The sequence below is a fragment of the Xylanibacter brevis P6B11 genome (assembly GCF_000621825.1).
GTDB lineage: Bacteria > Bacteroidota > Bacteroidia > Bacteroidales > Bacteroidaceae > Prevotella > Prevotella brevis.
The window spans coordinates 257,263-272,707 of record NZ_JHXG01000007.1; the positions used below are offsets into that span (position 1 = coordinate 257,263).

12 protein-coding genes are annotated in these 15,445 nt (G+C 49.3%); 6 read left to right on the top strand and 6 right to left on the bottom strand.

What is annotated here, in order from left to right:
• The first annotated feature begins 56 nt into the window (after positions 1–56).
• Entirely contained in the window at positions 57–3,485 is a 3,429-nt protein-coding gene (locus T496_RS13425; protein ID WP_081783534.1) for a type I restriction endonuclease subunit R, read from the top strand.
• Between the two features lie 85 nt (positions 3,486–3,570).
• Here T496_RS13425 and T496_RS0103940 read toward each other — a convergent pair whose 3' ends face one another.
• Together T496_RS0103940 and T496_RS0103950 are read right to left on the bottom strand one after the other, a co-directional pair.
• Complete coding sequence (locus T496_RS0103940; protein ID WP_027449590.1) at positions 3,571–4,695, bottom strand: transposase; 1,125 nt, start codon at positions 4,693–4,695, stop codon at positions 3,571–3,573.
• A gap of 360 nt (positions 4,696–5,055) precedes the next feature.
• A complete protein-coding gene (locus T496_RS0103950) occupies positions 5,056–5,982 on the bottom strand; it encodes a LysR family transcriptional regulator (RefSeq protein ID WP_027449591.1) in 927 nt (308 codons plus the stop codon).
• Positions 5,983–6,114: 132 nt separating this feature from the next.
• Here T496_RS0103950 and trxA point away from each other — a divergent pair, with 132 nt between their 5' ends.
• Positions 6,115–6,438: a thioredoxin gene (trxA, locus tag T496_RS13430; RefSeq protein ID WP_052342061.1), complete on the top strand. Its 324-nt coding sequence runs from the start codon at positions 6,115–6,117 to the stop codon at positions 6,436–6,438.
• A 17-nt stretch (positions 6,439–6,455) separates the two neighbouring features.
• Here trxA and ruvA read toward each other — a convergent pair whose 3' ends face one another.
• Both ruvA and T496_RS0103970 read right to left on the bottom strand, forming a co-directional pair.
• On the bottom strand, positions 6,456–7,058 hold the full coding sequence (ruvA, locus tag T496_RS0103965; RefSeq protein WP_027449592.1) for a Holliday junction branch migration protein RuvA: 603 nt from the start codon (positions 7,056–7,058) through the stop codon (positions 6,456–6,458).
• Positions 7,059–7,152: 94 nt separating this feature from the next.
• The gene (locus T496_RS0103970) at positions 7,153–8,409 is read right to left on the bottom strand and encodes a DUF4114 domain-containing protein (RefSeq protein ID WP_027449593.1); all 1,257 of its coding nucleotides are present in this window, start codon (positions 8,407–8,409) and stop codon (positions 7,153–7,155) included.
• Positions 8,410–8,792: 383 nt separating this feature from the next.
• Between T496_RS0103970 and T496_RS0103980 the strand changes: the two genes are divergently transcribed.
• From T496_RS0103980 to T496_RS0103995, 4 genes are all read left to right on the top strand, one after another.
• On the top strand, positions 8,793–9,692 hold the full coding sequence (locus T496_RS0103980; RefSeq protein ID WP_027449594.1) for a diaminopimelate dehydrogenase: 900 nt from the start codon (positions 8,793–8,795) through the stop codon (positions 9,690–9,692).
• A 199-nt stretch (positions 9,693–9,891) separates the two neighbouring features.
• Positions 9,892–10,764 (top strand): electron transfer flavoprotein subunit beta/FixA family protein, encoded by an 873-nt coding sequence (locus T496_RS0103985; protein ID WP_027449595.1) that lies wholly within the window; start codon positions 9,892–9,894, stop codon positions 10,762–10,764.
• An 80-nt stretch (positions 10,765–10,844) separates the two neighbouring features.
• Positions 10,845–11,867, top strand: a complete 1,023-nt coding sequence (locus T496_RS0103990; protein WP_027449596.1) for an electron transfer flavoprotein subunit alpha/FixB family protein — start codon at positions 10,845–10,847, stop codon at positions 11,865–11,867.
• A 3-nt stretch (positions 11,868–11,870) separates the two neighbouring features.
• Positions 11,871–13,598, top strand: coding sequence for an acyl-CoA dehydrogenase family protein (locus T496_RS0103995; RefSeq protein ID WP_027449597.1), 1,728 nt, complete (start codon positions 11,871–11,873; stop codon positions 13,596–13,598).
• A gap of 145 nt (positions 13,599–13,743) precedes the next feature.
• Here the strand turns inward: T496_RS0103995 and T496_RS0104000 are convergent, their stop codons facing one another.
• Positions 13,744–14,037, bottom strand: a complete 294-nt coding sequence (locus T496_RS0104000; RefSeq protein WP_027449598.1) for a TRL domain-containing protein — start codon at positions 14,035–14,037, stop codon at positions 13,744–13,746.
• A gap of 64 nt (positions 14,038–14,101) precedes the next feature.
• A complete protein-coding gene (locus tag T496_RS0104005; protein WP_027449599.1) occupies positions 14,102–15,406 on the bottom strand; it encodes an amidohydrolase family protein in 1,305 nt (434 codons plus the stop codon).
• Positions 15,407–15,445: the final 39 nt, after the last annotated feature.

Genomic DNA, 15,445 nt, shown 5'->3' on the forward strand with positions numbered 1-15,445 from the left:
GCAAATATACACATACTTTCTGAAACAGCAAGCATAAAGATATAATTATTTGCCTTATGGACGAATTTAAAATCATACTTGAAGAAAAGCAAACGGTGATGGCCCGCTATGATGTGGAGCCAAAACAAAGTGAGGGCTATCAGAGTGAGGCGCAACTGGAAAATGCGCTCATCAAGCAACTGGCAGACCAAGGGTATGAGTACGCCAAGATAAAGGACGAGGCCGCCCTGCTGGAAAATCTGCGCCAGCAGCTGCAAACGCTCAACGGTATCAGGCTGAGCGACAACGAGTGGGCCCGCCTGCTGCCCATGATAAGCAACGAGCAGATGACCATCCTCGACAAGACGGAGATGCTGCAAGGCAAGGGCTATATACTGGACCTGAAACTGGACAATGGGCAGACGAAGAACATCAAACTGATAGACAAGCAGAACATATATAATAATAGGTTGCAGGTGATTAACCAGTATGAGGAGAATCGCGGCACCTACAAGAATCGCTACGACGTGACGATACTGGTGAACGGTCTGCCAATGGTACACATAGAGCTGAAGAAGCGCGGTGTGCCCATCAAAGAGGCTTTCAACCAGATAGACCGCTACCTGAGAGATTCGTTCTGGGCAGGCAGGGCAATGTTTGACTTTGTGCAGATTTTTGTTATATCGAATGGCACAGAGACGAAATACTATTCTAATACCACTCGCTACGCCAAAGAGAAACAGGCCGTGGATGCCTCGCGAAAGAAAAAGACGGAGGGAAACACGTTTGAGTTTACGTCGTACTGGACCGACCAGCGGAACAACCGACTGACGGATTTGCGTGACTTCACCACTTCGTTTTTTGCGAAGCACACCATTCTGAACCTGCTGACAAAATACTGTGTGTTCAACGTAGATAAGCAGCTTCTGGTGATGCGCCCCTACCAGATAGCAGCAACAGAAAAGATACTGCTGCGCATCAAGACGGCTATCAACAATCGCTGGCAGGGCACGACAAGGGCTGGTGGATATATCTGGCATACCACGGGTAGCGGCAAGACGCTGACTTCTTTTAAGACTGCCCAGCTGGCATCGCAGATGGAGGAGGTGAAGAAGGTGCTGTTTGTGGTAGATAGAAAGGACTTGGACTATCAGACCATGAAGGAGTATAACAACTTCGAACCTGAGTGCGCCAACTCAAACACGTCGGCAAAGGTGCTGCAGCGCCAGATGAAAGACGACAACTGCCATATCATCATTACTACGATACAGAAGTTGTCGAACCTGATGAAGCCGGGCATCTACGACAAGGACGAGAAGTTGCGCGAGATATTGCAGAAGGAGAACATCGTGCTGATATTCGACGAGTGCCACAGAAGCCAGTTTGGCGACATGCACAAGCTGATCGTGAAGCGCATGAAGATGTACATGATGTTTGGCTTCACTGGCACACCCATCAAGGCACAGAATGCCAGCGCCAGCAGTAAGTATCAGACCACGGCACAGCTGTTTGGTGGAGAGCCCGACGAGGACGGACATCCCACCCTACCCTTGCATACCTATACGATTATCAATGCCATTGGCGATAACAACGTGTTGCGCTTCCATGTGGACTACGACTCGACAATGAAGATGAAAAACGACGTGGAGCGTAAACAGGTGTGGGGCATCAATACGGAAGAGGCGCTGCACGACCACCGTCGCATCAGCATCGTGACAGGCTACATCATCAACAGCTTCAGCGAGAAGACCAAACAAAGTAAATTCAACAGTATCTTTGCCGTTGATTCTGTGAAGAGCGCCATTTTATATTACAACGAGTTCAAGAAGCAACTAGCAGAACCTGGCACGCCAAACCTGCGCATTGCCACCATCTATACTTACTCGGCCAACGAGGCGGAGGAGGATGAATGGGGGTTTGAAAACGACGAGAACCCTGAGGGTACGGAAGGCTTGGACATGCAGAGCCGTGATGCACTGGAGAATGCTATTAAAGACTATAACGAGATGTTTGGGTGTAACTACTCGACAGATGGCGACAACTTCCAGAGCTATTACAAAGATGTGTCGCTCCGCATGAAAAACAAGGAGATTGACATTCTGATAGTGGTGGGCATGTTCCTGACAGGTTTCGATGCGAAGACGCTGAACACGCTGTGGGTGGACAAGAACCTGAAACTGCACGGACTGTTGCAGGCCTATAGTCGTACGAACCGCATACTGAACTCTGTAAAGGACTGTGGCAACATTGTCTGCTTCCGCAACCTGAAAGAGGCAACAGACGAGAGTCTGCGTATTTTTGGCGACCCCAATGCCAAGGGTATGGTGTTTATGAAATCGTATGAGGAATACTATAGTGAGGGCTATGACGATGTGAAAGGAAGACATCACGAGCCTTATACGGAACTGATAGATCGTTTGCTGAGGGAGTTCCCGCTGGAGCAGATGGGCAACATCATGGACGAAGAGCAGAAGAAGGAATTTATCCGTCTGCTAGGTGAGATTCTGCGACTGAGAAACGTGCTGAACGTTTTTGATGCTTTTGACGAGAGTGCCAAGATTGTCAGCGAGATGGACTACCAGGACTATAAGGGATGGTACTACACCTACTACGAGGAGTTCCGTAAGCCTAATAACAACAATAAAGAGACCATCAACGATGACATCATCTTTGAGATAGAACTGGTTCGTCATGACCAGGTGAACATTCACTATATACTGCAATTGGTTCAGCAGTATCACGATGCAGACTGCACGGACAAGGAGATTATCGTGCAGATTAGGAAGCAGATTGAAGCTAGCCCCGACATGCGCGACAAGCGAGAACTGATTGAGAAATTCATAGACCAGATGACACCAGAAAAGGGTGCCGATGTGGGCGAGGAATGGAATGAGTTTATAGAGCGCGAGAAGAAGGCTGAGCTGGATGCGATTATCAACGAGGAACACCTGAAACCTGTAGAGACGACGGCCTTTATGGAGCGTGCTTTTATGGATGGCTATGTCACTGAGACGGGTACGGGGATAGCCAAGATACTGCCCCCAGCGAATCCTTTCCTGCCGGAAAGCGGCGAGAAGAAACAGACGGTGTTGGAGAAACTGAAAACGTATCTCTTGAAATTCTTAGGTACTACGGAAGAGGTTTATATCAAGCCTAGTGTGGTCGAGATATCACCAATGACAACTCATCTTTCTGGCACATCTGAAACGGATAGGAAAAGACAGAAAGCCGAGACAAAGGAAATCCGCTTAAGACCGGCAGACTCTGTGCTCGACGATGTTGAGAAGGACGATGATGTGCGCCGGCTTGTGCACAACCTGATGGAGTTGGAAAGTGGCACAACCATAGAAACCATTTACATGAAGTGCATTCGTGAATTTCAGGAGAAGTATTTCAGCATGAAACCCAATGAATGGCGACATTTGATACGTGACTACGTAAGAATGGTGACAGAACGACCTGAACTGCAAGAAACTGAAGTATTCCGTTTCTCAATGGCTGGATGATTTGCTTCAGGCTTACAACTTGATGCCATATTTAACGATGTGTTCTTCCATCATTCCCTTGGGCATGAAGCGGGGGAAGTTTCTATTAATGGATATCGTTCATTGCATTGCAAAACTCCTCGGCCATATTATTCTGGTTCACGCAGTCGGCGCGACTGATGTGACGTTTACTGGCGTCATAAGGCCAAGGACTTAGAATCAGCACCCTACCAGCTGCACAAGCATCGAAGAGGGCATCGGATGGCTTGTAATAATCACGGAAGCCATTGTCGGCAAGCAAGATGAAAGGGTGCAGCTCGCTTATCAGCACTTGCATCACCTGCTTTTCCTGTGGCGAGATGAAGGGCGACACCATCAGCACTCCTTTACGAGCCTTTAGCACGCGGCTGTTCATATAGTCACGAAGGGTCTGAGTGTCGCCATGCTCCGCTGCCTTCACCCATGCGCTGCGCACATGTACCACATCATAAGACTCAGCATGGAGCAAGGCTACGTTACCCACACAGTCAAAGCTGCAGCCACCAATCACGATGCCTTTTTGCACTCTGAAGAAGCCTGGCATCAGGCGCTTCGTGGCTAAGCGCTGAGGGTTCATCCGCACGTAGTGCATCATCGTATGCAGCTGACCGCAGCGTGATAAAGGACGAATAAATGGCCGCTCTGTGAAAATTGGAAAAGCCCAGCCGCTTTCTTCCGCTGTGGTTTTTCTTTGGGGGGTTGTACCCGAATTAAATTCGGGGGGAACTGCCGAAGTGCTTAACTCGCTGGGAAATGCCAAAGTGCTTGATTCGGGGGGAACTGCCGAAGTGCTTAACTCGCTGGGAAAAGCCGAAGTGCTGGCTTCTGTGGAAACTGCCAAAGTGTATGCGCGGCCCAGTTTTTTCACCCCTTGCCAGTATCCGCGAATCACGCTGCGTATGCTTGCATCCATGACCTTTGTCACCCGAATGATGGCATGCAGGTGGTCTGGCATTAGGCAAAACTGGTAAATGCGGATGGCGGGATAGTGCTTGCACATCACATATAGCTCATCAATAACGGCATTGCCCAATGCTGTGCGCTCCACCCGTGCCTGCGAAGGGTCATTCTGAGGTATCACCAATGTGCCCAACAACGGCTGGCGTGACGGAACCGTCAACGTTACATGATAAGTACAAACGCCTTTCCATGCCGTGCCTGGCTCCTGCCATTGCCACTGGGCTTCTTTCATATAATAATCTTTTTACCTCCTTGATGTTTGAAGCGCAAAGGTACAAAAAATCCCGCTCATTTCAGCAACGAGCGGGGAAAGTTTCTTTTAATAGTTCCTGCGTCAACGAATTTATTGCGAGTCAGGATCCTTTTCTTTAAGCACATCCCATTGGCGCTGATAGGCTTCTTCTTTTTCACGGAGTTCCTTTTGTGCTTTAGCCATATCACCATGCCTGCAAAACGTCTGTTTATTTTATTTTCAGTTCTGCCGGCAAAGATAAAACATTAAATTTTTGTTTTCATCGTTCTTTCTTGTTCTTTTGTTAAACCGTTAGTTTTATATGTATTAAAGTTGTATGATATATCTTAGGACTACAAATTACAACTTGATGCCATATTTAACGATGTGTTCTTCCATCATTCCCTTGGGCATGAAGCGGAGAAGGGTGTTGGTGATGGTGTTGAGCATGGACTGACGGATATAGTCTTCGCGGATGTAGAGCGACACACGGCGCTGGGAGAGGTAGTCGCCCTCGATGCGACGGACATTCTCGCGCTGACGCTCGGTAAGGAAAGGCAGATGCATCTCGGGGATGATGGTGAAACCTCCATTCTCGTCGACAATACGGATGAGTGTCTCGATGCTGCCTGCCTCGTAGATGCGGTTGCCCTTGGTGCGCGCCTTGCAAAAGCTGAAAGCGCTATCGCGCAAGCACTGGGCTTCTTTCATGATCCACATCTTCTCGTGCTCAAGGTTCTCGGGTTTGAAGACGGGAAGCTTGCGCCAGCAGTTTTCTGAGAGATAGACCATGAAGCGCTCGGTGTAGAGGGGCACCTCGAGAATGCCTGCACGAGCATTGCCACAAATGGCGATGCCGGCATCGAGATGGCCCAACATCAGTTCGGCCATCATAGGCTCGGCTTTCATCTCCTTGATGCTGAGCTTCACCTGCGGATAGTCTTCCATGTAGTGGCGTATGAACTGGGGCAAGACATACGGTGCAATGGTGGGACCAACACTCAGGTTGAGACTGCCGGCAATGGCTCCCTTGTCCTCTTCTACCAGTTCGGACACGCGCTCGGCTTCGGCAATGGCTCGCTCGGCCTGACGGATAATCTTCTCGCCAACGATGGTGGGAACGACACTCTTGTTGCTACGGTCGAAGATGCGCACATCCAGTTCTTCTTCGAGTTTCACAAGCATCGCACTCAGCGTAGGTTGGGAAATGGCACAGGCCTCGGCAGCTTTGGCAAAACTACGATAGCGATCGATTGCTACGATATAGCGGAGTTGTTGAAGCGTCATGATGATTGGTGCTTTAATAGATAATTTCGATGCAAAGATAGATAAAATAATTCATACGTCTATCAAATTCTATGTAATTTTGCACCTGAAACACAGAACAAAGATTATTAAAGAACCAAAAGATTGAGAATTATGGAGAATATTAAAGACTACAAGCAGTATCTGAGAGGATACGATTTTGAAGATAATACGCCGGTAGTGATTGACTTCTACGCCACATGGTGCGGACCCTGTCAGGCTATGGCACCACTGTTGCAGCGACTGGCCAAGGAGAACGAAGGACGACTCAAGGTACTGAAGATAGATGTGGACAAGAACCAAGGCATTGCCCTTGCTGCCAAAATCATGTCGATACCCACCCTGTTCTTCATTGACAAGGATGGCAACATCAATCGCCACGTAGGCGGCATGCCTTATCAGAACCTGACAAAGCTTGCCGAAGAGATAATGGGATAATGATTATATAGCTAGCATTACTTTATCTGTTTTAATGCTAATTTGACAACCTGCTCTACTGGTAGAGTGGGTTGTTCTTGTAATATCTGTACCACAACCTTCTGAGTGGGAGCAGGTGCGAAGCCAAGCATGGTGAGCGCAGAGACTGCCTCGTCGCGAACTTCATTGTTAACGGGAGCGGCAATCTGTCCGCCAGCGGGAATCTCGCTGGTGATACCCAGAGCCACAATCTTATCGCGCAAATCAACGATAATGCGCTGGGCTGTCATCTTGCCAATGCCCTTGATGCTCTGAATGAGCTTGGCATTGCCCGTAGAGATGGCTGCACACAACTCGCTAACGCTCATGCCTGAGAGCATCATGCGTGCGGTGTTGGCACCAACGCCACTGACGGTGATGAGGAGCTGGAACATCTCGCGCTCTTTCTTGGTGGCGAAGCCGTAAAGCACATAGGCATCCTCGCGAATGGCCTCATAGACATAGAGCTTTACCTCTTTCTTTCCCTGGATGGCACTAAATGTATTGAGCGAAATATTCATGCCGTAGCCTACGCCTGCTGCCTCGACGGTGGCCAAGGCGGGCGTCAGGTCGGTCAACTCTCCCTTGATATATTCAATCATATACTGAAATACTAATTTATAATCTACAAAAAATAAACGGGCACCAAGGCCCGTTTATTGTGTTTCTGCACGCAAAAGTGCGTGAATTTATTCTTTAGAAGTCGGTGTAGAACCAATCTCTGGGCACGCTCTGTTTCTCGGGCATCCAATTCCAGGTGTCTGATGTGGCGATAATCATAGGAGCCTCACCAGCCTTGGGGAATGGAATGACAAAGACAGAGACGTTGTCTTGCTGTCTAACCTTGACAGAGATGTTGTTGGTATAGGGATCCCAGCCTTCAACCTCGTACTCTTCTTCCAAATCTACATCCAGAACGCCCTTACGCTCAGGCAGTTCGGTAGAACCGATGGTCAGCTGGAAAGGCAGCACGCCACCCAGGTGACGAAGAACGGCCTTTTGTTTCTTCTCGGTGCCAACCAGCTCGTTGGAAGTTACCACACCGTTGGTCAGTGTTCTCTTATAGGTTGACTTGACAGTCTCGGTTACATCGACTACGATGTCGTTGAAGTCGAAGTCGCCAATGCTACCCAGGTCTTCAATCATATAACGCTTGGTGATGCTGGAAGTGACATCGTACTGATCGTCGGTCACCTTGATTTCCTCGGGAACTTCAGGATTGCCCACGATGGCCAGAACCACATCGTTGTAGTCGTGGTCCGAGCCATTGCCGTTGTTGTCCTCAATACCGATATACTTGACAATAGCATTGTCGTGCATCTCTACGCCTTCAGGCTTTGCAGTGGTTTCTACGTAGATGGCCTGACCGTTGAAGGTACCAACCGTTGGCTTAGAGTTTTTGCCATCTTTCACATTGGCCAGATAGATCTCGATGGGTGTACCAACGGGAGCCTCGATGCGCAAACCTGGCATGTCTGTATATTGGGTCAGATAGAAGCCAACGAGCGTATAGACGCCCTTCAAGCCTTCGCCATTGACAAAGCCATGTGAATAGTCGGTCCAGTTCTTAGAATAGACCTTAACAGGTGCGGCATCGCCAACCTTCACATAGAGGTCGTGAGTCCAAGCACCCTGAACACTCACAGGATAGATCGTAAACGAATTGCTGGGAGCTGTCAGCACAACGGGAACACCAGTGTGCTGACGACCATCGGGAAGAGAAGTCTTAATAGCATCATAGAGTGCTTTGTTCTGAGAGCGGGCAGCCATAGAACTAAACAACCTGCCATTTGTAACAGAATAGTTCAGGTAAAAGCTCAGACCGTCAACCAGCGTGGCATGGGTGCCTGTAGAGGCAGCACGAGTCTGTGATGCAGAAAAATCGGTCAGATCCCATGTTTTGTCAGGGCTGATTTCTCCATACTTAGTTTCGAACTGGTCTGCATACGACATCTTTTGTTTTTGTTCGATGTTAGCCGGATCAAAAAGGTCCTTCTCATTTGAGCAAGCCGTAAATGAAAGGATTGCTGCACATGCTATAAAAAAATTTTTCATCTTAAAAAAAACTATATACAATCGAAGTAATTAATAATCACTAGGTTTGGTTTACGAAATTAACGGGTGCAAAGTTACTACTTTTACTTTGAATACGAAACTTTTTTCGACATTATTTTTTTTATAAGTATACATTATTATTGTAATAAACAGCGACTGAGCGTGCTTTTCAAGACGTGCGTCCAAAAGAATTTTAATATTTTTTTTATCCACAAGTCGCGCTATTCAAGAAAAAAGTAGTACTTTTGCACCCAGTTTTATACTCACAACACAAAAGAACAATGAAAAAAATCAGAGCAGCCGTAGTTGGTTACGGCAACATTGGTCGCTACGCCTTGGAGGCACTCGAAGCAGCCCCCGATTTCGAAGTAGCAGGTATCGTGCGCAGAAATGGTGCACAAGATAAGCCAGCCGAACTGGCACAGTATGAAGTCGTTAAGGACATCAAAGAACTGAAAGACGTAGATGTAGCCATCCTGGCCACTCCTACACGTTCGTGCGAGGAATATGCCAAACAAATTCTGCCACTGGGCATCAACACAGTGGACTCATTTGACATACACACCATGATTCGCGACTATCGTCGCAACCTGATGGAACTGAACAAAAAGACGGGCACCGTGAGCGTCATCGCTGCCGGATGGGACCCAGGTTCAGACTCTATCGTTCGCACACTGATGCAGAGCTTGGCTCCTAAAGGTCTGAGCTACACCAACTTTGGTCCTGGTATGTCTATGGGACACAGCGTATGCGTGCGCTCAAAGGCTGGCGTTAAGAATGCCCTTTCAATGACCATCCCCTTGGGTGAGGGCATCCACCGCCGCATGGTATATGTTGAGCTGGAAGATGGTGCAAGCCTGGACGAGGTGACAGCTGCTATCAAGGCTGACCCCTACTTTGCCAGCGACGAGACTCACGTGTTCCAGGTTGAGAGCGTTGACGACGTTCGCGACATGGGTCACGGCGTGAACTTGGTGCGCAAGGGCGTGAGCGGCAAGACTCAGAACCAGCGCCTGGAGTTCAACATGAGCATCAACAACCCTGCCCTGACTGGTCAGGTGTTGGTCAACGTGGCTCGCGCTTCTATGAAACAGGAGCCAGGATGCTACACGATGATTGAAATTCCTGTCATCGACATGCTGCCAGGCGACCGCGAAGACCTGATTGCACATCTGGTATAAGGGTAAGCGTTTTTAATATTTATACAAGAGAGAGGTGTAGTAATACATCTCTCTTTTTTTTGCACAAAACCCCTAAAATGTGCACGATAAAGGAACGTTTGTGCAATTTTTATACTTTTTACTTTGTTAAATGATAGAAATAACGTATCTTTGCACCCGCAAAATTTTGAACAAATAGTTTTATATACATTAATATATTATGGCTTTAAAGATTGTTGTACTGGCCAAACAAGTGCCAGACACCCGAAACGTGGGTAAGGATGCAATGACCGCAGAAGGAACCGTAAACCGTGCCGCCTTGCCCGCCATCTTCAATCCAGAAGATTTAAATGCCTTGGAGCAGGCCCTTCGCCTGAAGGAGCAGAACCCAGGCTCAACAGTTGGAATCCTCACCATGGGTCCTCCACGTGCAGGCGAAATTATCCGTCAGGGTCTTTATCGTGGCGCTGACACGGGTTGGTTGCTGACCGACCGTCTGTTTGCTGGAGCCGACACCCTTGCTACATCATATGCACTGGCTACTGCCATCAAGAAGATAGGCGATGTAGATATCGTTATCGGTGGTCGTCAGGCTATCGATGGTGATACCGCTCAGGTAGGTCCTCAGGTGGCTCAGAAGCTGGGCCTCAACCAGGTGACTTATGCTGAGGAGGTGCTCTCAGTGAAAGATGGCAAAGCTACTATCAAGCGCGTGATCGACGGTGGTGTAGAGACTGTAGAGGCTCCGCTGCCAGTGGTTATCACCGTGAACGGAAGTGCAGCTCCCTGTCGTCCTCAGAACGCTAAGCTGGTGATGAAGTACAAGCGCGCTACCTGTCCTATGGAGCGTCCTGCCGAGGGTACTGCCTACGACAACCTTTACGAGGAGCGTCCCTACCTGACACTGAACCAGTGGAGCGTAGCCGATGTGGATGGCGATGTAGCCCAGTGCGGTCTGAGTGGTTCGCCCACTAAGGTGAAGGCCATCAAGAACATCGTGTTCCAGGCTAAGGAGTCGAAGACTTTGACGGCTTCTGATGCTGATATCGAGGGTATGATCAAAGAATTGTTGGACGAAAAAATCATTGGCTGATATGAATTTCTGGAGCAGCGAATGCCATCAAGCTTGCTTGAATGGCTGAGTCGCGACAGAAATCTATAATTCGAAGAATTATGAACAACGTATTTGTATATTGCGAAATTGAAGGTACTCAGGTACAGGAAGTATCTCAGGAGCTGCTGACCAAGGGTCGTAAGCTCGCCAATGAACTGAACGTAGAGCTCCACGCCATTGTTGCCGGTACCGACATCAAGGGTAAGGTGGAGGATCAGATTCTACCTTACGGTGTTGACAAGCTGTTTGTTTTCGACGCCAAGGACCTGTTCCCCTACACCTCAGCTCCCCACACTGATATTCTGGTGAACCTCTTCAAGGAGGAGCAGCCACAGATCTGCCTGATGGGTGCTACCGTCATCGGTCGTGACCTCGGTCCACGTGTATCGTCATCACTGACTTCAGGTCTGACTGCCGACTGCACAGAGCTGGAGATTGGTCCTTTCGAGGATAAGAAGAATAACAAGGTATATGAGAATCTGCTCTATCAGATTCGTCCTGCCTTCGGTGGTAACATCGTGGCTACCATCGTGAACCCCGACCACCGTCCTCAGATGGCTACTGTACGCTCTGGCGTGATGCAGAAGGCTATCTATGATGGTAAGGCTAAGAACGAGGTTGTTTACCCTGAGGTAAGCAAGTACGTAAGCCCCGAGGCTTTCGTAGTGAAGGTGCTCGACCACCACGTAGAGGCTGCCAAGCACAACCTGAAGGGTGCTCCTATCGTAGTAGCTGGTGGTTACGGCGTAGGCTCTAAGGAGAACTTCGACATGCTGTTCGAGCTCGCTAAGGTGCTCCATGGTGAGGTAGGTGGTAGCCGTGCTGCTGTAGATGCTGGCTGGCTCGACCACGACCGTCAGATTGGTCAGACTGGTGTTACCGTTCACCCCAAGGTATACATCGCCTGTGGTATCTCTGGTCAGATTCAGCACATCGCTGGTATGCAGGACTCTGGTATCATCATCAGCGTTAACTCTGATCCCGATGCACCTATCAACCGCATCGCCGACTACGTGATTGTTGGTACTGTGGAAGAGGTAGTTCCCAAACTCATTAAGTATTACAAGCAAAATTCGAAATAAATCATGGCAAACTATTATAGTGATCACCCAGAGATTGGGTTCTATCTGAACCATCCTCTGATGAAGCGCATCGTTGAGCTCAAGGAACGCAACTTTGAAGATGCCAAGAAGTACGATTACGCTCCCGTTGACTTGGCTGATGCCATCGAGAACTACAAGCAGATTCTCGACATCACAGGCGACGTGGCTGCCAATATCATCGAACCAAACTCTGAGAGCGTTGACCTCGAAGGTCCACACCTCGAGAACGGCCGTATGATCTACGCCTCTAAGACTTACGAGAACATCGACGCCACCCGCAAGGCTGGTCTGTGGGGTGTTTCTATGCCTCGTCGTTACGGCGGTCTGAACCTGCCTAACACTGTGTTCTCTATGCTGTCTGAGATGATTTCTTCTGCCGATGCCGGTTTCCAGAACATCTGGAGCTTGCAGAGCTGTATCGATACCCTCTATGAGTTTGGTAGCGAGGAGCAGCGTCAGAAGTATATCCCCCGCGTTTGCGCTGGTGAGGGTATGTCTATGGACTTGACCGAGCCTGATGCTGGTTCTGACCTGCAGCGCGTGATGCTGAAGGCCACCTTCGACGAGAAGGAGAACTGCTGGCGTCTGAACGGTGTGAAGCGTTTCATCACCAATGGTGATAGCGACATCCACCTCGTGCTGGCTCGTTCTGAGGAAGGCACCAAGGACGGACGTGGTTTGTCTATGTTCATCTACGACAAGCGCCAGGGCGGTGTTGACGTTCGTCACATCGAGCACAAGCTGGGTATCCATGGTTCACCCACCTGTGAGCTGACCTATAAGAACGCGAAGGCAGAGCTCTGCGGTAGCACTCGTCTGGGTCTGATCAAGTACGTGATGGCTCTGATGAACGGTGCCCGTCTGGGTATCGCTGCTCAGAGTGTAGGCGTTGAACAGGAGGCTTACAACGAGGGTCTGGCTTACGCTAAAGAGCGTCAGCAGTTTGGTGAGGCTATCATCAACTTCCCCGCTGTTTACGATATGCTCTCTCGCATGAAGGCTAAGCTCGATGCTGGTCGTTCACTGCTGTACGAGACAGCCGCATATGTAGATATCTACAAGTGCCTCGAGGATATCGAGCGCGACCGCAAGCTCACTCCCGAGGAGAAGCAGGAGTTGAAGAAGTACCAGCGCTTGGCTGATGCCTTCACACCTCTGGCTAAGGGTATGAACTCTGAGTATGCCAACCAGAACGCTTACGATGCTATCAGCATCCATGGTGGTTCAGGTTTCATCATGGAGTACAAGAGCCAGCGTCTGTTCCGCGACGCACGTATCTTCTCTATATACGAGGGTACCACTCAGTTGCAGGTTGTAGCTGCTATCCGTTACATCACCAACGGCACCATGCTCCAGAACATCAAGGAGATGGCTGCAAGCATCGAGTGCTGCGACTGCGTAGCTGGTCTGAAGGCTCGCGTTGAGAAGCTCATCCCCGTTTACGAGGAGGCTTTGGCCAACGTGAAGGCTCTCGACAATCAGGATGCACACGACTTCCTGGCTCGTCGTCTCTACGATATGACTGCCGAGTTGGTAATGAGTCTGCTCATTATCCGCGATGCCAGCAAGGCTCCCGAGCTCTTCAAGAAGAGTGCCAACGTCTATGTTCGCATGACCGAGGAGAACGTTTGCGGTAAGGCTGCCTACATCAAGAACTTCCGCGTAGAAGACCTTGAGAGCTTCCGCGCTGCAGAGAAAGAGGCTGAGTAAAAGCAATAACCTATCCGCATCCCGCGGATAAGCATTCCATATCAAAAAGGAGCATGTTCTATTTCGAGCATGCTCCTCTTTTTACAACAATAAAGGCGTCATCTTCCATTCGGATGATGACGCCTTTATTTAAGACTGATTGGTCTTATTCTCCGTAAACCTTGGTGGTATGATTGATAACAAGACCTAAAAGGATGCTCTTGTCCACATATTCCACCTGATGGATCTTGGTAATGCCACCGTTCTGTGCGGCTTTTTTGATATCATTCTGCTCACCCTTAGACGACCAAAGACCAAGAATGATGCTCGACTTTGCTTCGCCTACTTTGGAACCGATGGTATCGTTAGAGATACTTGCGCCTGAATTAATAGTAACACAACTTGTAAGAGTAGTAGCAAACAGAGCAGATACTGCCATTTTTAGTACATTTTTCTTCATTGTCTCAATTAGGTTTGATGTTAAAACTATGTTGATTGATATATCTACAAAAGTATCATGCTGTTTACAGCACCTTTGGCTCGGCTACCTCTTGACCACGACAGAAGCGGTGAACAATCTGGCGATCATCGCCTACGTAGATGAAACGCTCAAGACGATGTAGTAAAGAATACTCGGAAGGATAGAGCACGGCATCGTCGATGACTAGAGCATCGAATTCATAGCCGGGCTCGAAACTACCCACCTTCCCGAAGAAGGAACCTGCCGACTTGGTGGCAATCCAGAACACTTCGGGCAATGTGAGGAATGCCTTGCTGTGGTCTTGCTGATAATGCATCTTGCTGACCTGGATGGCATAGACCAACATGCGGAACATGTTGAGGTCGTGACCACCGCTGATGTCACTGCCAAGGCCGATGCGCAGACCTTCGTCGAGCAACGAACGGATGGGCGCCAAACCCGACGACAAGTTGAAGTTGGACGTAGGACAATGAGCCACCATCACGCCATTACGCTTCATCAGTTCCAGTTCCTTTCCATGCGTCCACACGCAGTGGGCCATGATGGTGGGCGTCTGTCCGAAGAGGCCATAGCGGTTGTAGGCATCGCCATAGCTTTCGCTTTCAGGCTCCAGTTCCTGCACCCAGGCAATCTCGGAGGTATTCTCTGACAGGTGCGACTGCACCGGCAACTGGTACTGCTGCGCCAGTTGGCCACAGGCGCGAAGCAACTCGGGCGTGCACGAAGGCACAAATCGGGGCGTGATGATGGGACGGACAAGAGATGGTACCTCACCCCCGGCCTCTCTCCCAGAGGCGAGGGGAGAAAAGTCCTTAATCAGCTGTTCCATGCCCTCGATATAGGCATCGACATCCTCAGAGAGATTGTCGGGACAATTACGATTCATGGCTACCTTACCCACCATGGCGCCCATGCCTGCCTCCTGATAGAGCTGCATCAGACAGCGGGTGCTCTCGGTATGAATGGTGCCGAAGACCACGCTGCGCATGGTGCCAAAGAGCCATTGTGTGTGGAGGAAGCGGCGATACATACGCTCGGCATATTCCACATCGGCATACTTGGCTTCTTCGGGGAAGGTGTAGTTCTGCAACCAGGGCAGTAGCTCCAAGTCCATGGCCACAGCCTGATTGTGCACCTGGGGTGCATGGACATGCATATCGTTCATGGCAGGGATGAGCAGCTTGTCGCCAAAATCGATGACCTCGGCATCGGGACAGTTCAGGTCCTTCAAGTGGCTTGCCACGCCCAGCACGTAACCATCTTCCACTGCTATATAACCGTTTTCATAGACTTCGAAACGGTCTTTTTCCTTTGTAAAAAGGATGTGTGCCTTATATACTTTTTTCATTGTGAAAAGACATTATGTATTATTAGTTCTCGGTTGCAA